This window comes from Pseudomonas sp. ABa2, assembly GCF_056676075.1.
In genome coordinates, this window is record NZ_CM155239.1 from 852,967 (window position 1) to 869,282 (window position 16,316).

Genomic DNA, 16,316 nt, shown 5'->3' on the forward strand with positions numbered 1-16,316 from the left:
TTGTCGTCCTCAGAAGCCGCTCGGTGCTTGTTTATGCCAGTCGCTGACCTGCTGGTACTGGTGCGCGACATTCAGCAGGCGGCCTTCCTGGAAGTAGTTGCCGAGCAGCTGCACGCCCACCGGCAGACCATCGACGAAGCCGGCCGGCATCGACAGACCGGGGATGCCGGCCAGGTTGGCGGTGATGGTGTAGATGTCTTCCAGGTAGGCGGACACCGGGTCGGCGTTCTTCTCGCCGAGCTTCCAGGCCAGGTTCGGCGTGGTCGGGCCGAGGATCAGGTCGACATCCTGGAAGGCCGCGACGAAGTCGTTCTTGATCAGTCGGCGGATCTGCTGCGCCTTGATGTAGTAGGCGTCGTAGTAACCGGCCGACAGCGCGTAGGTGCCGACCATGATGCGCCGCTTGACCTCGGCGCCGAAGCCTTCGCCGCGCGAACGCTTGTACAGGTCTTCGAGGTTGACCGGGTTTTCGCAGCGGTAGCCGAAGCGCACGCCGTCGAAGCGCGACAGGTTGGAGCTGGCCTCGGCCGGCGCGATCACGTAGTAGGCGGGAATCGCGTGCTGCATATTCGGCAGCGAGATGTCCTTCACCGTGGCGCCGAGCTTCTTCAGCTCCTCGACCACGGCCAGCACCTTCTCGCCGATACGCGCGTCGAGGCCGGCGCCGAAGTATTCCTTGGGCAGGCCGATGCGCAGGCCGGCCAGCGGTTGGCTCAGGGCAGCCAGGTAGTCGTCCACCGGCTGCTCGACGCTGGTGGAGTCCTTGGCATCGAAGCCGGCCATGGCGCCGAGCAGCAGGGCGCAGTCCTCGGCGGTGCGGGCCAGCGGGCCGCCCTGATCGAGGCTGGAGGCATAGGCGATCATGCCCCAGCGCGAAACCCGGCCGTAGGTGGGCTTGATCCCGGTGAGGTTGGTCAGCGCCGCCGGCTGGCGGATCGAACCGCCGGTGTCGGTGCCGGTGGCGGCCGGCAGCAGGCGCGCGGCCACCGCGGCGGCGCTGCCGCCGCTGGAGCCGCCGGGTACGCGGGAGAGGTCCCAGGGGTTCTTCACCGGGCCGTAGTGGCTGGATTCGTTGGCCGAGCCCATGGCGAACTCGTCCATGTTCAGCTTGCCCAGGGTCACGGCGCCGGCGGCTGCGAGCTTTTCCACCACGGTGGCGTCGTAGGGCGCCTTGAAGCCGGTGAGGATCTTCGAGCCGCAGGAAGTCAGCACGTTCTTGGTGCAGAACAGGTCCTTGTGGGCGATCGGCGCGCCGAGCAGGGCGCCGCTCTCGCCAGCGGCGCGACGGGCGTCGGCGGCCTTGGCCTGCTCGATGGCGAGATCGCTGGTGACGGTGATAAAGCTGTTGAGCTGCGGATCGAGCTGCGCGATGCGCGCCAGCAGGCTGCGGCTCAGCTCTTCGGCGGAGAATTCTTTGGCGGCGAGTGCGCGGGCGATCTCGGCCAGGGTCAGTTGATGCATGTCAGGCCCTTTCCTTTATTCGATGACTTTCGGCACGAGGTACAGGCCGTTTTCCACGGCCGGGGCGATGGCCTGGTAGGCGTCGCGCTGGTTGCTCTCGCAGACCACGTCGGCGCGCAGGCGCTGGGTGGCTTCCAGCGGGTGGGCCAGGGGCTCGATGCCCTGGGTGTCGACCGCCTGCATCTGATCGATCAGGCCGAGGATGTTGTTCAGGGTCGCGGTGGTTTGCGGAAGATCGCCTTCGTTCAGGCCCAGGCGGGCCAGGTGGGCGATTTTTTCCACCTCGGAGCGTTCAAGCGCCATCGGGGGTTCTCCAGTGGAAGTGTGATCGGGGTCTTGCTATGCGTGCCTGACGCAGGGAACGGATGTCGCGAGCCGGCGGTCAAAGGCCGCGATGTGCGGCTGCAAGGCCCGGAAAAACAGGCAATCTACCATATTGCCGCCTTGCTCAAAATCCCTGCCGTTGTTAGAGTTTGCCGCACTTTTTACCTGCGCGTTTTCGCGCTTTGCCTTTACCCACGCGTTGCCTAGGGTCCCTTTCCCCATGTTCAAGAAACTGCGTGGCATGTTTTCCAGCGATCTGTCGATCGACCTGGGCACTGCCAATACCCTCATTTATGTGCGCGAACGCGGCATCGTGCTGAACGAGCCGTCGGTGGTCGCCATCCGTACCCACGGTAACCAGAAAAGTGTCGTCGCCGTCGGTTCCGAGGCCAAGCGCATGCTCGGCCGTACCCCGGGCAACATCGCCGCCATCCGCCCGATGAAGGACGGCGTGATCGCCGACTTCAGCGTCTGCGAGAAGATGCTGCAGTACTTCATCAACAAGGTGCACGAGAACAGCTTCCTGCAGCCCTCGCCGCGCGTGCTGATCTGCGTGCCGTGCAAGTCGACCCAGGTCGAGCGCCGCGCCATCCGCGAATCGGCGCTCGGCGCCGGCGCCCGCGAAGTGTTCCTGATCGAAGAACCGATGGCCGCGGCCATCGGCGCCGGCCTGCCGGTGGAAGAGGCGCGCGGCTCGATGGTCGTCGACATCGGCGGCGGCACCACCGAAATCGCCCTGATCTCGCTGAACGGCGTGGTCTACGCCGAATCCGTGCGGGTCGGCGGCGACCGCTTCGACGAAGCCATCATCACCTACGTGCGCCGTAACTACGGCTCGCTGATCGGCGAATCCACCGCCGAGCGGATCAAGCAGGAAATCGGTACCGCCTACCCGGGCGGCGAAATCCGCGAAGTCGACGTGCGCGGCCGCAACCTGGCCGAGGGCGTGCCGCGCAGCTTCACCCTCAATTCCAACGAAGTGCTCGAAGCGCTGCAGGAATCCCTGGCGACCATCGTCCAGGCGGTCAAGAGCGCGCTGGAGCAGTCGCCGCCCGAGCTGGCCTCGGACATCGCCGAACGCGGCCTGGTGCTGACCGGCGGCGGTGCGCTGCTGCGCGATCTGGACAAGCTGCTGTCGCAGGAAACCGGCCTGCCGGTGATAGTCGCCGAAGACCCGCTGACCTGCGTCGCCCGTGGCGGCGGCAAGGCGCTGGAGATGATGGATCGCCACACCATGGACCTGCTGTCCTCGGAGTAATCCGACGCTCCAGCCGGGTCCGCCGTGCCGCCTTCGGGCGGCACGCGCATGTTCAAGCACTGCAGTACACTCGCCCCATTCCTTGCCGGATCGGTTTGTCTTTCGCATGAACTCGCGCGTCTTCCGCCCTCGCGGCGCACAAGGGGTCGGCCATTAAGCCGCTCTTCGCCAAAGGCCCCTCGCTGGGCATCCGCCTGCTGGTGCTGGCCGTGCTCTCGGCCGTGCTGATGGTGGTCGATGCCCGTTTCGAGGCGCTCAAGCCGCTGCGCAGCCAGCTGGGCCTGGTGCTGACGCCCTTCTACTGGCTGGCCGACTTGCCGGTGCGCGCCTGGGATGGCGCCACCCAGCAGATTTCCAGTCGCAGCGAACTGATGGCGGAGAACGAGAAGCTCAAGGCCGAGGCCCTGCTGCTGCAGCGTCGCCTGCAGAAGCTGGCCGCGCTGACCGAGCAGAACGTGCGCCTGCGCGAGCTGCTCAACTCGGCGGCGCTGTTGGACGAGGAAGTGCTGGTCGGCGAGCTGATCGGCGTCGACCCCAACCCCTATACCCACCGCATCCTCATCGACAAGGGCGAAAAGGACGGCGTATTCCTCGGCCAGCCGGTGCTCGACGCCCGCGGCCTGATGGGCCAGGTGGTCGAGATCATGCCCTACACCGCGCGGGTGCTGCTGCTCACCGACACCACCCACAGCATTCCGGTGCAGGTCAACCGCAGCGGCCTGCGCGCCATCGCCGTCGGCACCGGCAACCCGGAGCGCCTGGAACTGCGCCACGTGGCCGACACCGCCGACATCAAGGAAGGCGACCTGCTGGTCAGCTCCGGCATGGGCCAGCGCTTTCCCGCCGGTTACCCGGTGGCCACGGTCAAGGAGGTGATCCACGACTCCGGCCAGCCCTTCGCCATCGTCCGCGCCGTACCCACCGCCGCGCTCAATCGCAGCCGCTACCTGCTGCTGGTGTTCTCCGATCAGCGCACCCCGGAACAGCGCGCCAACGATTCCGCCGAGGCCCAGGAAGCCGCCGACCGCGAGGCCGAGCAGGCGCGCAGCCAGGGCGCTGCGCCGGCCGCTGCCGAGTCGGCCGCGGCCCCGGTGGCGTCGCCCGCCCCCGCAGAGGAGACCAACTGATGGTCGGCGTGCAACCGCGCAACGGCTGGGTGATCTGGCTCAGCCTGGCCTTCGGCCTGCTGCTCAGCGTCTCGCCGCTGCCGGAGTTCATGCAGATCGGCCGGCCGCTGTGGGTGGCGCTGCTGCTCACCTACTGGGTGCTGGCCCTGCCGCATCGGGTCGGCATGACCACCGCCTGGGTGCTCGGCCTGGCCCAGGACGTGCTGTTCGGCACCCTGCTCGGGCAGAACGCGCTGATCCTGACCCTGATCACCTTCCTGGTGCTGAGCCTGCACCAGCGCCTGCGCATGTTCCCCATGTGGCAGCAGAGTACCGTGCTGCTGGTGGTGTTCGGTCTGGCCCAGCTGGTGCAGCTGTGGCTCAATGCCCTGACCGGCAGCCGTCCGCCGACCCTGGCCTTCGTGCTGCCGGCGCTGGTCAGCGCGCTGCTCTGGCCCTGGGTCTGCGTCATCCTGCGCGGGCTGCACCAGCGCCTTAACGTCAACTGAGCGTGCCAGCTGCGGCCGGCCGCGCCTCGCCCGACAGGGAGAAGTTCGTATGGCCAAGCTGTTTCTGGCCTCTGCCTCGCCGCGCCGCCGCGAGCTGCTGGCGCAGATCGCCGTGCCCTGCGTCACGCAAATCGCCGCGATAGACGAAAATCCGTTGCCAGACGAGCCCGCCGTCGCCTATGTAGAGCGCCTGGCGCGGGAAAAGGCGCGCGCCGGCCTGGCCGCCCTGAGCGGGTCAGCCGATGCCGTGGTGCTCGGCGCCGATACCGTGGTGGTGCTCGATGGGCGCATCCTCGGCAAACCGGCCGATTTCGCCGAGTCGCGCGCCATGCTGCAGGCGCTGTCCGGGCGCAGCCATCAGGTGCTGACCGCGGTGGCGCTGGCCGGCGGCGGACGCGAGGCGGCGCGGGTGGTGGCCAGCAGCGTGACCTTCCGCGCCCTGAGCGAGCGCGAGATCGAAGCCTACTGGGCCAGCGGCGAGCCGTGCGACAAGGCCGGCAGCTATGGTATCCAGGGGCTGGCGGCGGTATTCGTCAGCCGCCTCGAAGGCAGCTATTCGGCGGTGGTCGGCCTGCCGCTGTGCGAGACGGCCGAGTTGCTCGGCGAATTCGGCATTGCCTGCTGGCAGTTGCCGGCCCAGCGCTAAACTTGCGGCAGCGCGCCGCCCAATCCAGCGGGATGGATGCATGAGCGAAGAGATTCTGATCAATATCACGCCGATGGAATCGCGCGTGGCGGTGGTGGAAAACGGCGTGCTGCAGGAAGTGCACGTCGAACGCACGCAGAAGCGCGGCATCGTCGGCAACATCTACAAGGGCAAGGTGGTGCGCGTGCTGCCGGGCATGCAGGCGGCGTTCGTCGACATCGGCCTGGAGCGTGCGGCCTTTATCCACGCCTCGGAAATTTCCACCCGCGAGGGCGCCGCGGTGGAGCCGATCAGCGCCCTGGTGCACGAGGGCCAGGCCCTGGTGGTGCAGGTGACCAAGGACCCCATCGCCAGCAAGGGCGCGCGCCTGACCACCCAGCTGTCGATTCCCTCGCGCTACCTGGTGTACATGCCGCGCACCAGCCACGTCGGCATCTCGCTGAAGATCGAGGACGAGGCCGAGCGCGAGCGGCTCAAGCAGGTGGTCGCCGACTGCGTGGCGGCCGAGGGCATCGAGGAGGCCGGCGGCTTTATCCTGCGCACCGCCGCCGAAGGCGCCGGCGCCGACGAGATCCTCATCGACATCCGTTACCTGCGCCGGCTGTGGGACCAGATCGCCGCGCAGATCCAGAACGCCAAGGCGCCCTCGGTGATCTACGAGGACCTGTCGCTGGCCCTGCGCACCCTGCGCGACCTGGTCAGCCCGCGCACCGAGAAGATCCGCGTCGACTCGCGCGAGACCTTCCAGAAGATCACCCAGTTCGTCGCCGAGTTGATGCCGGAAATTGCCGACCGCCTCGAGCACTACCCCGGCGAGCGGCCGATCTTCGACCTCTACGGCGTCGAGGACGAGATCCAGCGCGCGCTGGAGCGCAAGGTGCCGCTCAAGTCCGGCGGCTACCTGATCGTCGACCCGGCCGAGGCGATGAGCACCATCGACGTCAACACCGGCGCCTTCGTCGGCCACCGCACCCTCGAAGAGACCATCTTCAAGACCAACCTCGAGGCGGCCACCGCCATCGCCCGCCAGCTGCGTCTACGCAACCTGGGCGGGATCATCATCATCGATTTCATCGACATGGAAGACGAGGAGCACCAGCGCCAGGTGCTGCGCACCCTGGAGAAGCAGCTGGAGCGCGACCACGCCAAGACCAACATCATCGGCATCACCGAGCTGGGGCTGGTGCAGATGACCCGCAAGCGCACCCGCGAGAGCCTCGAACAGGTGCTCTGCGAGCCGTGCAGCGCCTGCCAGGGCCGCGGCAAGCTGAAGACGGCGGAGACCATCTGCTACGAGATCTTCCGCGAGATCCTGCGCGAGGCGCGCGCCTACCAGGCCGAGGGCTACCGGGTGCTGGCCAACCAGAAGGTGGTCGACCGCCTGCTCGACGAGGAGTCGGGCAATGTCGCCGATCTGGAGGCCTTTATCGGCCGCACCATCAAGTTCCAGGTGGAAACCATGTACTCCCAGGAACAGTACGATGTGGTGCTGCTCTGAGGCGCCGCTGAGATGAACGCGCTGGCCCGTCTGTTCATGGCCCTGCTGCGCTGGGGCCTGGGGCTCTGTGCCGCGCTGCTGGTGCTGGCGGCGCTGTACGTCAGCCTGGGCCGCGAGCTGGTGCCGCTGGTCGCCGAGTACCGCCTGGAGGCGGAGAACCGCGCCGGCGCCGCGCTCGGCGTGCCGGTGCGCATCGGTGCGCTGGAAGGGCAGTGGCAGGGCTTCGCCCCCTTGCTGGTGGCGCGCGACGTGCAGGTCGGCGATGGCGAGCAGCGCCTGGTGCTGGACCGGGTGCGGGTGGTGCCGGACCTGCTGGCCAGCCTGCTGGCACGGCGCGCGCGCATCGGCCACCTGCAACTGACCGGTTTGCAGCTGCACGTGCAGCAGCAGGACGACGGCAGCTGGCGCCTGCAGGGCCTGCCCGACGGGCCGCAGGGCGGGCGCGCCGACATCGCCGAGCTGCTGCAACGGCTGCGCGTGGTGCAGCGCCTGAGCCTGGTGGACAGCCAGCTGGTGCTGCAGGCCGCCGGACAGGAGCCGCTGAAACTCAGTTACCTCAACCTCAGCCTGCGTTACGGCGTCAACCGCCAGCGTCTCGACGCCCGCCTGCTGCTGCCCGACGGCCAGCCGCTGAGCCTGCAGCTGCGTACCCGCATGCAGCCGCAGCAGTGGCGGCAGACCCAGGCCGAGCTCTACCTGAGTTTGCCGCAGAGCGACTGGGCCGCCTGGCTGCCGCCGCGCCTGACCGCCGCCTGGCAGGTGCAGCGCCTGCAGGCCGGCGGCGAGCTGTGGCTGAGCAGTCGCGGCGGCGAGTTGCAGCGCGGCGCGCTGCGCCTGCATGCGCCGCAGGTGCGCGGCGGCTACGCCGAGCGCGAGGCGGTGAGCCTGGAGGATCTGGCCTTCAATGCCTATTTCCAGCGTGGCGACGCGGGGATACAGGTGCAGCTCGATTCCCTGGCCTTCAACCAGGGCGAGCGGCGCATCGGCGAGCTGCACCTGGCCCTGAGTCAGAGCCACGCCGGCAGCGACGACGAACGCTGGCAACTGCGCGCCGACCGCTTCGACCTGGCCGCCTGGGCGCCGCTGGTCCAGGCCCTGGCGCCGCTGCCGGAGGCCGCCGAGCAGACGCTGGCCGGGCTGGCCCCGGTGGGCGGCGTGGCCAACCTGCAGCTGGACTACCAGCCGCGCCGCGAGGGCGCAGCGCGCCTGCAGTTCGCCGCCAACCTGGAGCGGGTCGGCATCGCCGCCTACCGCGGCGCGCCGGCGGCCGAGAACGTCAGCGGCAGCGTGTCGGGGAACCCGTTTCAGGGCGAGCTGCGCCTCAATAGCGAGAATTTCGCCCTGCACCTGGATCAGCTGTTCCCCGCCCCCTGGCGTTACCGCCACGCTCAGGCGCGGCTGAGCTGGGCCTGGAACGACGATGGCCTGACCCTGGCCAGCCCCTATATGCGCCTGGACGGCGAGGAAGGGCAGCTCGCCGGCGACATGCTGATCCGCATGCGCCGCGACCCCGACGCCGAGGACTACATGGACCTGCGCGTCGGCCTGCGCGACGGCGATGCGGCCTACACCGAGAAATACCTGCCGACCCGCTCGCCGGGCATGAGCGCCGAACTGAGCCGCTGGCTGCAGAGCGCGATCCGTGCCGGCAAGGTGGAGGAGGGCTACTTCCAGTACCAGGGTTCGCTGAACAAGGGCGCGGCCATCACGGCGCGCAGCCTCAGCCTGTTCTTCCAGGTGGCGGAGGCCGAGCTGGCCTTCCAGCCCGGCTGGCCGGCGCTGCGCGAAGGCCGCGGCCAGGTGCTGATCGAGGACGACGGCGTACGCGTGCGCCTGCAGCAGGGGCGCCTGCTGGACAGCCAGGTGAGCGCGGTCAGCGCCGCTATCCCGCTGCTGCACAACGGTCAGCCGCCGCGCCTGCAGCTCGACGGCGAGGTGAGCAGCAGCCTGGGCGACGCCCTCAAGCTGCTGCAGGAGGCGCCGCTGGGCACCGCCGAGCTGTTCGCCGGCTGGCAGGGCGAGGGCCCGCTGGCCGGGCGCCTGCAGCTGGACATCCCGCTGGCCAAGGGCGCGCCGCCCGGCGTGGTGGTGGACTTCGCCACCGAAGGCGCGCACCTCGAGCTGGTCAATCCCGCCCTGCAACTGAGCCAGATCCAGGGGGCATTCCGTTTCAACAGCGCCAGCGGCCTGAGTGCGCCGGACGTGCGGGCCCAGGTGTTCGGCCGCCAGGTGCGCGGCAGCATCAGCGCCGAAGGCGCGCGGGGACGGACACGCACCCTGTTCGATCTGCGCGGCCAGGCCGAGGTGGAGACCCTGCGTCAGTGGCTCGGCATCGAGCAGAGCCTGCCGCTTAGCGGCCTGCTGCCCTACCGCCTGCGCCTGACCCTGGACGGCGACGACAGCCAGCTGCGCGTCGACTCCAATCTCAAGGGCGTGGCCATCGACCTGCCGCCGCCCTTCGCCAAGGCGGCCGGCGAGGAGCGCTACGCCGACTGGCGCATGACCCTGGCCGGCCGCGAGCGGCGCTACTGGCTCGACTACCAGAACCTGGCCAGCCTGGCCCTGGCCGCGCCGCCGGGCGAGCTGAGCCAGGGGCGCGGCGAGCTGATGCTCGGCGGCACCCCGGCGCGGCTGCCCAGCAGCCAGGGCCTGCGCCTGCGCGGCCGGCTCGACGAGCTGAACTGGGACGCCTGGCAGCAGGTGCGCCAGCGTCATGCGGTGAGCGTGGACGCCGAGAGCCAGCGCCTGTTCAAGGACGCCCAGCTGCGGATCGAGCGTTTCCGCGGCTTCGGCAGCGAGTTCAACGATCTGCAAGTGGGCCTGGCGCGCGAGGGCCAGGCCTGGGCCCTGCAACTGGACAGCGAACTGGCGGCCGGTCGCGTGCTGCTGGCCGATGCGGCGGAGACGCCGATTCGCGTGGAGCTCGATTACCTGCGCCTGCCGCCCGCCGATCCGGACAAGCCGGCGGATGCGCCGGACCCGCTGGCGGCCGTCGACCCGCGGCAGATTCCGGCGCTGGATATCCGCATCGGCGAGGTGCGGCGCGGCGCCAAGATTCTCGGTGCCTGGTCGCTGCAGGCGCGCCCGGAGGCGGACGGCGTGCGTTTCGACCAGCTCGATCTCGACCTGCAGGGCCTCAAGGTCGGCGGCAGCGCCGGCTGGCGCGGCGCGCCGGGGGCCACGCGCAGCTGGTACCAGGGCCGTCTGCAGGGCAAGGACCTGGCCAAGGTGCTGCTGGCCTGGGGCTATGCCCCCAGCGCCACCAGCGAGAGCTTCCGCCTGGATATCGACGGCAACTGGCCGGGCTCGCCGGCCTGGCTGTCGCTCAAGCGCTTCTCCGGCAGCCTGGAACCGGCGCTGCGCAACGGCCAGTTCGTCGAGGTGCAGGGTTCGGCGCAGGCGCTGCGGGTGTTCGGCCTGCTCAATTTCGACTCCATCGGCCGCCGCCTGCGCCTGGATTTTTCCGACCTGCTCGGCAAGGGCCTGAGCTACGACCGGGTCAAGGGGCGGCTGCAGGCCAACGACGGCCTGTTCGTCACCCGCGAGCCGATCGTGCTGAGCGGCCCGTCGAGCAACCTGGAGCTCAACGGCAACCTCGACATGCGTAACGAGCGGATCGACGCCAAGCTGCTGGTGACCCTGCCGGTGACCAACAACCTGCCGCTGGCCGCGCTGATCGTCGGCGCCCCGGCCATCGGCGGCGCGCTGTTCGTCGTCGACAAGCTGCTCGGCGACCGCGTGGCGCGCTTCGCCAGCGTGCAGTACGACGTCAAGGGCCCCATGCAGAGTCCGCAGATCAGTTTTGACAAGCCTTTCGAGAAACCCAGGTAAGCTGTCAGCCATCCGCTTCCATCCCATATCGGGTATGCCATGACCTTTGCCGTGATCCAGATGGTCAGTCAGGACGACGTGCTGGCCAATTTGACCCAGGCCCGCCAACTGCTGGAACAGGCGGCGGCCGGCGGCGCGCGCCTGGCGGTGCTGCCGGAGAACTTCGCCGCCATGGGCCGCCGCGACCTGGCCGCGCTCGGCCGTGCCGAGGCGCTGGGCCAGGGGCCAATCCTGCCCTGGTTGCAACGGGCCGCGCGCGACCTCAAGTTGTGGATAGTCGCCGGCACCCTGCCGTTGCCGCCGGACGAGGCGCCCGAGGCCAAGCCGCATGCCTGTTCGCTGCTGATCGACGACGCCGGCCAGCGGGTGGCGCGCTACGACAAGCTGCACCTGTTCGACGTCGAAGTGGCCGACAACCGTGGCAGCTACCGCGAGTCGGACGACTTCGCCCATGGCCAGCGCATCGTGGTCGCCGATACCCCGGTCGGCCGCCTGGGCCTGAGCGTCTGCTACGATCTGCGCTTTCCCGAGCTGTACGGCGCGCTACGCCAGGCCGGCGCCGAGCTGATCAGCGCGCCCTCGGCCTTCACCGCGGTGACCGGCGCCGCGCACTGGCAGGTGCTGGTGCGCGCCCGCGCCATCGAGACCCAGTGCTATGTGCTGGCGGCGGGGCAGGGTGGCGAGCACCCCGGGCCGCGGCAGACCTTCGGTCATTCGGCCATCGTCGACCCCTGGGGCCGCGTGCTGGCCGAGCAGGATCAGGGCCAGGCGGTGCTGCTGGCCAGCCGTGACGGCGCCGAGCAGGCGGCGATCCGGCAACGCATGCCGGTGCAGGCGCACCGCAGAATTCTTTCATCGGACGCCGTGCGTCCGATTGCAGTGGAGTGACCATGAACCCGATGCTGATGTCCGTCAGCGAGCACCTGCTCGCCCCCGGCAACCTGACCCTCGACAGCCTGCCCGGCGTGCTCGGCGAACTCGCCGGCCCGGGGATCGACGCCGCCGACCTGTATTTCCAGAGCCAGGTCTCGGAAACCTGGGTGCTGGAGGACGGCATCGTCAAGGAGGGCAGCTTCAACCTCGACCAGGGCGTCGGCGTGCGCGCCCAGTCCGGCGAGAAGACCGGCTTCGCCTACAGCAACGCCATCACCCTGGATGCCCTGCGCCAGGCGGCGCGCGCCGCCCGCTCGATCTCCCGCGCCGGGCAGCAGGGCCGAGTGCAGGCCTTCGCCAGCCCGCAGGTCAGTGCCCTCTACGCACCGGACAACCCCCTGGACGTGCTCGGCCGCGCCGAGAAGGTCGAGCTGCTGCAACGCATCGACCGCGCCACCCGCGCCCTCGATCCGCGCATCAAGCAGGTCACCGTGAGCCTGGCCGGGGTCTGGGACCGGGTGCTGGTGGCCGCCCACGACGGCAGTCTGAGCGCCGACGTGCGCCCGCTGGTGCGTTTCAACGTCAGCGTCATAGTCGAGCACAACGGCCGTCGCGAGCGCGGCGGCCATGGCGGCGGCGGGCGCACCGACTACCGCTATTTCCTCGAAGAGGATCGCGCCATGGGCTATGCCCGCGAGGCGCTGCGCCAGGCCCTGGTCAACCTCGAGGCGATTCCCGCGCCGGCCGGCACCCTGCCGGTGGTGATGGGCGCCGGCTGGTCCGGCGTGCTGCTGCACGAGGCGGTCGGCCACGGCCTGGAGGGCGACTTCAACCGCAAGGGCAGCTCGGCCTACAGCGGCCGCATCGGCGAGCGGGTCGCCTCCAGCCTGTGCACCATAGTCGACGACGGTACCCTGGAAGGGCGGCGAGGTTCGCTCAGCGTCGACGACGAAGGCACGCCGACCCAGTGCACCACGCTGATCGAGAACGGCGTGCTCAAGGGCTACATGCAGGACAAGCTCAACGCCCGCCTGATGGGCGTGGCGCGCACCGGCAACGGCCGCCGCGAGTCCTACGCGCACCTGCCGATGCCGCGCATGACCAACACCTACATGCTGGCCGGGCAGAGCGACCCGGAGGAGATCATCCGTTCGGTGAAGAAGGGCATCTACTGCGCCAACCTCGGCGGCGGCCAGGTCGACATCACCAGCGGCAAGTTCGTCTTCTCCACCAGCGAGGCCTACCTGATCGAGGACGGCCGGATCACCGCCCCGGTCAAGGGCGCGACCCTGATCGGCAACGGCCCGGAGGCCATGAGTCGGGTGTCGATGGTGGGCAACGACCTGGCGCTGGACAGCGGCGTCGGTACCTGCGGCAAGGACGGCCAGTCGGTGCCGGTGGGCGTCGGCCAGCCGACCCTGAAGATCGACGCCATCACCGTCGGCGGGACGGGGGCGTAGGTTGGGTTGAGGAGCTTGCGACCAAGCCCAACAGGGAGCGCGCAGCGCTCCGCCCGGCGTTCAACTGTCGAACTGGCGTCCGTTCGGCGCACATATGTTGGGCTTCGCTGTGCTCAGCCCAACCTACCGGCGTTACGGATGGAGGTTATCAACGCAGGCCGCGCTGCATTTCGTCCAGTTCGCGGATGTACTTGAACACCTTGCGCGCGGCGGCGGGCGGCTTGTTGTGCGCCGCCTCGTGCTGGGCATGGCGGATCAGCCCGCGCAGGTGCTGGCGGTCGGCGTCCGGGTACTGGCCGATAAAGCCTTCCAGGGCCTCGTCGCCGCCGGCGATCAGGCGGTCGCGCCAACGCTCGAGGGCATGGAAGCGCTCGTTGTATTCGCGGGTGGAGCTGTCCACCTGGTCGAGCATGGCGAGGATCGCCTCGACATCCTGTTCGCGCATCAGCTTGCCGATGAACTGGATATGGCGTTTGCGCGCGGCGTTGGCGGTGTGTTTCGGCGCTTCGGCCAGGGCACGGCGCAGGGCGTCGGTCAGCGGCATCTTGGCCAGCAGGTCCGGCTTGAGCGTGGTCAGGCGCTCGCCGAGTTCCTGCAGGGCATGCAGCTCGCGTTTGACCTGGGATTTACTCTTCTCCAGGGAGAAGTCGTCGAAGGAATCAGACATGGGGCGGGTCCAGTGGGAAACGCCGCCATGATAGCAGTAGGGGCAGCTTCAAGCCGCACGCTTCAAGCGGCAAGATGGGAGCGGACTCGGCTGTTGCTTGTGGCTTGCAGCTTATTTTGAGAATCGGAGTGGTTATGAGTGAAGTAGAGGTGATCGGCCCGCAGGCCCTGCCCCAGTTGCAGGCGCAGGTCGAAGAGATTCTCGCCGAGGCCAAGCGCCAGGGCGCCAGCGCCTGCGAGGTGGCGGTGTCCGCCGGCCAGGGACTGTCCACCACGGTGCGTCAGGGCGAGGTGGAAACCGTCGAGTTCAATCGCGATCAGGGCTTTGGTATCACCCTCTACGTCGGCCAGCGCAAGGGCTCGGCGAGCACCTCGGCCACCGGCAGCGCGGCGATCCGCGAGACGGTGGCGGCAGCGCTGGCGATTGCCGGGCACGCCAGCGAGGACGAATGCGCCGGCCTGGCCGATGCCGCGCTGATGGCCCGCGAGCTGCCCGAGTTGGATCTCTACCATCCCTGGTCGATCAGCCCCGAGCAGGCCGTGGAGCAGGCGCTGGTCTGCGAGGCGGCGGCCTTTGCCGCCGATGCCCGGGTCAACAACGCCGACGGCACCAGCCTCAACACCCACCAGGGCTGCCGCGTCTACGGCAACAGCCATGGCTTCGTCGGCGGTTACGCCAGCACCCGCCACAGCCTGAGCTGCGTGATGATCGCCGGCGGCGAAGGGCAGATGCAGCGCGACTACTGGTACGACGTCAACCGCCAGGGCGAACTGCTCGCCGACGCCGGCGAGATCGGCCGGCGCGCCGCGCTGCGCGCGGTGAGCCGCCTCGGCGCGCGCCCGGTACCGACCTGCGAGGTGCCGGTGCTGTTCGCCGCCGAGCTGGCCGGCGGCCTGTTCGGCCACCTGCTGGCGGCGATTTCCGGCGGCAACCTGTACCGCCATTCCTCCTTCCTTGAAGGTGCGCTGGGCCAGCGCCTGTTCCCCGAATGGCTGAGCCTCGACGAGCGCCCGCACCTGCCGCGGGCGCTGGGCAGCGCCGCCTTCGACGGCGACGGCCTGGCCACCTACGCCAAGTCCTTCGTCGACAAGGGCGAGCTGGTGTCCTATGTGCTCGGCACCTATTCCGGACGCAAGCTGGGCTTGCCGAGCACGGCCAACTCCGGCGGCGTGCACAACCTGTTCGTCAGCCATGGCGACGAAGACCAGGTCGCTCTGCTCAAACGCATGGGGCGCGGCCTGCTGGTCACCGAGCTGATGGGCCAGGGCCTGAACCTGGTCACCGGCGACTATTCGCGCGGCGCCGCCGGTTTTTGGGTGGAGAACGGCGAGATCCAGTTCCCGGTGCAGGAGGTGACCATCGCCGGCAACCTGCGCGACATGTTCCGCCAGATCGTCGCGGTCGGCCGCGACCTGGAACGGCGCGGCAATATCTGCACCGGCTCGGTGCTGATCGAGAAGATGACCGTCGCCGGCAGTTGAGATGGGCCGAAACGACAAGGCCACCCGCGGGTGGCCTTGTGGTTTTTTGGGGGGGTTACTCGCCTTCCTCGAAGTAGTTCTCGATCAGGCCGACCAGCGCGTCCAGCGCCTCGTGATCCTGCTCGCCCTCGGTGTGCAGGTGCACCGGGGTGCCCTTGCCGGCCGCCAGCATCATCACCGCCATGATGCTCTTGCCGTCCACCAGGCTGTCGCTGGAGCGACCGATGCGCACCTGGCAGGGGTAGGTGCTGGCCACGCCGACGAACTTGGCGGCGGCGCGGGCGTGCAGGCCGAGCTTGTTGATGATGGTGATTTCACGGGCTGGCATCGCGGCGGAGTTCCTTAGCTGAGGTCGCGGTGACGCACCTGGACGTTCTTCAGCGGTTTTTTCAGCGCCTGGCTCAGGCGGTTGGCCAGGTATACCGAGCGATGATGACCGCCGGTGCAGCCGATGGCGATGGTGACATAGGCACGGTTGCTGGCGGCGAAGCGCGGCAGCCATTTCTCCAGGTAGGCGAGGATGTCCTGGTACATTTCCTCGACCTCCGGTTGCGCCGCCAGGTAGTCGACCACCGGCTGCTGCAGCCCGGAGAAGTCGCGCAGTTCCGGCTTCCAGTAGGGGTTGGGCAGGCAGCGCGCGTCGAACACCAGATCGGCGTCCACCGGCATGCCGCGCTTGAAACCGAAGGATTCGATCAGGAAGGCGGTGCCCGGCTCAGGCTGACCCAGCAGGCGCAGCTTGAGGCTGTCGCGCAGCTGGTAGAGGTTGAGGTGGGTGGTGTCGATCTTCAGGTCGGCCAGGTCGACGATGGGCGCCAGTACCTGGCTCTCATCGGCGATGGCCTCGGCCAGCGAGCGGTTCTCGTCGGTCAGCGGATGGCGCCTGCGGGTTTCCGAGAAGCGCTTGAGTAGGGTCTCGTCTTCGGCGTCGAGGTAGAGGATGTCGCAGCGGATGTTGCGCTGGCGCACCTGTTCGAGCAGTTCCGGGAAGCGCTTGAGGTGGCTCTGCAGGTTGCGCGCGTCGATCGACACCGCCACCTGCGGCAGCAGCATCTCGGTGTTGAGCAGGGCGCGTTCGGCCAGATCCGGCAGCAGGCCGGCGGGCAGGTTGTCGATGCAGTAGAAGCCGTTGTCCTCAAGTACATCGAGGGCGGTGCTCTTGCCCGAGCCGGAGCGACCGCTGACGATGATCAGGCGCATGC

At 68.9% G+C, this 16,316-nt stretch carries 14 protein-coding genes; 9 read left to right on the forward strand and 5 right to left on the reverse strand.

The features are described 5' to 3' along the window. Positions 1–9: 9 nt before the first annotated feature. Positions 10–1,461: an Asp-tRNA(Asn)/Glu-tRNA(Gln) amidotransferase subunit GatA gene (gene gatA, locus AC1G9C_RS04140; RefSeq protein WP_480409533.1), complete on the reverse strand. Its 1,452-nt coding sequence runs from the start codon at positions 1,459–1,461 to the stop codon at positions 10–12. A 15-nt stretch (positions 1,462–1,476) separates the two neighbouring features. Beyond that, positions 1,477–1,764, reverse strand: coding sequence for an Asp-tRNA(Asn)/Glu-tRNA(Gln) amidotransferase subunit GatC (gene gatC / locus AC1G9C_RS04145; protein WP_021444716.1), 288 nt, complete (start codon positions 1,762–1,764; stop codon positions 1,477–1,479). Between the two features lie 241 nt (positions 1,765–2,005). Here gatC and mreB point away from each other — a divergent pair, with 241 nt between their 5' ends. From mreB to tldD, 8 genes are all read left to right on the forward strand, one after another. Further along, positions 2,006–3,043 (forward strand): rod shape-determining protein MreB, encoded by a 1,038-nt coding sequence (mreB, locus tag AC1G9C_RS04150; RefSeq protein ID WP_031303301.1) that lies wholly within the window; start codon positions 2,006–2,008, stop codon positions 3,041–3,043. 200 nt (positions 3,044–3,243) lie between these two features. Then, positions 3,244–4,170: a rod shape-determining protein MreC gene (gene mreC, locus AC1G9C_RS04155; protein ID WP_457787959.1), complete on the forward strand. Its 927-nt coding sequence runs from the start codon at positions 3,244–3,246 to the stop codon at positions 4,168–4,170. After that, the gene (gene mreD, locus AC1G9C_RS04160) at positions 4,170–4,658 is read left to right on the forward strand and encodes a rod shape-determining protein MreD (protein ID WP_122109007.1); all 489 of its coding nucleotides are present in this window, start codon (positions 4,170–4,172) and stop codon (positions 4,656–4,658) included. The genes mreC and mreD overlap by 1 nt, the downstream gene beginning before the upstream one ends. A gap of 49 nt (positions 4,659–4,707) precedes the next feature. After that, positions 4,708–5,304 carry a Maf family protein gene (locus AC1G9C_RS04165; protein WP_480409534.1) on the forward strand — a complete coding sequence of 199 codons (597 nt, stop codon included), beginning with the start codon at positions 4,708–4,710 and terminating at the stop codon, positions 5,302–5,304. Between the two features lie 40 nt (positions 5,305–5,344). Further along, positions 5,345–6,802 carry a ribonuclease G gene (rng, locus tag AC1G9C_RS04170; protein WP_021444583.1) on the forward strand — a complete coding sequence of 486 codons (1,458 nt, stop codon included), beginning with the start codon at positions 5,345–5,347 and terminating at the stop codon, positions 6,800–6,802. 12 nt (positions 6,803–6,814) lie between these two features. Continuing rightward, positions 6,815–10,633, forward strand: a complete 3,819-nt coding sequence (locus AC1G9C_RS04175; protein ID WP_480409535.1) for a YhdP family protein — start codon at positions 6,815–6,817, stop codon at positions 10,631–10,633. Positions 10,634–10,672: 39 nt separating this feature from the next. Beyond that, on the forward strand, positions 10,673–11,521 hold the full coding sequence (locus AC1G9C_RS04180) for a carbon-nitrogen hydrolase family protein (protein ID WP_122109010.1): 849 nt from the start codon (positions 10,673–10,675) through the stop codon (positions 11,519–11,521). Positions 11,522–11,523: 2 nt separating this feature from the next. Further along, positions 11,524–12,966, forward strand: a complete 1,443-nt coding sequence (gene tldD / locus AC1G9C_RS04185; protein ID WP_397497923.1) for a metalloprotease TldD — start codon at positions 11,524–11,526, stop codon at positions 12,964–12,966. Between the two features lie 148 nt (positions 12,967–13,114). Here tldD and yjgA read toward each other — a convergent pair whose 3' ends face one another. Then, positions 13,115–13,633: a ribosome biogenesis factor YjgA gene (yjgA, locus tag AC1G9C_RS04190; protein WP_021444455.1), complete on the reverse strand. Its 519-nt coding sequence runs from the start codon at positions 13,631–13,633 to the stop codon at positions 13,115–13,117. A gap of 134 nt (positions 13,634–13,767) precedes the next feature. On the opposite strand from yjgA, the gene pmbA reads away from it, so the two are divergent. Then, positions 13,768–15,114: a metalloprotease PmbA gene (pmbA, locus tag AC1G9C_RS04195; protein WP_480409536.1), complete on the forward strand. Its 1,347-nt coding sequence runs from the start codon at positions 13,768–13,770 to the stop codon at positions 15,112–15,114. Positions 15,115–15,169: 55 nt separating this feature from the next. On the opposite strand, the gene AC1G9C_RS04200 is transcribed toward pmbA, so the two are convergent. Both AC1G9C_RS04200 and rapZ read right to left on the reverse strand, forming a co-directional pair. Next, positions 15,170–15,442 (reverse strand): HPr family phosphocarrier protein, encoded by a 273-nt coding sequence (locus AC1G9C_RS04200; RefSeq protein WP_021445582.1) that lies wholly within the window; start codon positions 15,440–15,442, stop codon positions 15,170–15,172. A gap of 14 nt (positions 15,443–15,456) precedes the next feature. Next, the gene (rapZ, locus tag AC1G9C_RS04205; RefSeq protein ID WP_021445581.1) at positions 15,457–16,314 is read right to left on the reverse strand and encodes an RNase adapter RapZ; all 858 of its coding nucleotides are present in this window, start codon (positions 16,312–16,314) and stop codon (positions 15,457–15,459) included. Positions 16,315–16,316: the final 2 nt, after the last annotated feature.

Coding starts and splice junctions, on each gene's coding strand:
- gatA (WP_480409533.1), bottom strand. CDS start 1,461: ATGCATCAACTGACCCTGGCCGAGATCGCCCGCGCACTCGCCGCCAAA.
- AC1G9C_RS04165 (WP_480409534.1), top strand. CDS start 4,708: ATGGCCAAGCTGTTTCTGGCCTCTGCCTCGCCGCGCCGCCGCGAGCTG.
- yjgA (WP_021444455.1), bottom strand. CDS start 13,633: ATGTCTGATTCCTTCGACGACTTCTCCCTGGAGAAGAGTAAATCCCAG.
- rapZ (WP_021445581.1), bottom strand. CDS start 16,314: ATGCGCCTGATCATCGTCAGCGGTCGCTCCGGCTCGGGCAAGAGCACC.
- AC1G9C_RS04180 (WP_122109010.1), top strand. CDS start 10,673: ATGACCTTTGCCGTGATCCAGATGGTCAGTCAGGACGACGTGCTGGCC.
- AC1G9C_RS04175 (WP_480409535.1), top strand. CDS start 6,815: ATGAACGCGCTGGCCCGTCTGTTCATGGCCCTGCTGCGCTGGGGCCTG.
- mreD (WP_122109007.1), top strand. CDS start 4,170: ATGGTCGGCGTGCAACCGCGCAACGGCTGGGTGATCTGGCTCAGCCTG.
- tldD (WP_397497923.1), top strand. CDS start 11,524: ATGAACCCGATGCTGATGTCCGTCAGCGAGCACCTGCTCGCCCCCGGC.
- AC1G9C_RS04200 (WP_021445582.1), bottom strand. CDS start 15,442: ATGCCAGCCCGTGAAATCACCATCATCAACAAGCTCGGCCTGCACGCC.
- pmbA (WP_480409536.1), top strand. CDS start 13,768: ATGAGTGAAGTAGAGGTGATCGGCCCGCAGGCCCTGCCCCAGTTGCAG.
- mreB (WP_031303301.1), top strand. CDS start 2,006: ATGTTCAAGAAACTGCGTGGCATGTTTTCCAGCGATCTGTCGATCGAC.
- gatC (WP_021444716.1), bottom strand. CDS start 1,764: ATGGCGCTTGAACGCTCCGAGGTGGAAAAAATCGCCCACCTGGCCCGC.
- rng (WP_021444583.1), top strand. CDS start 5,345: ATGAGCGAAGAGATTCTGATCAATATCACGCCGATGGAATCGCGCGTG.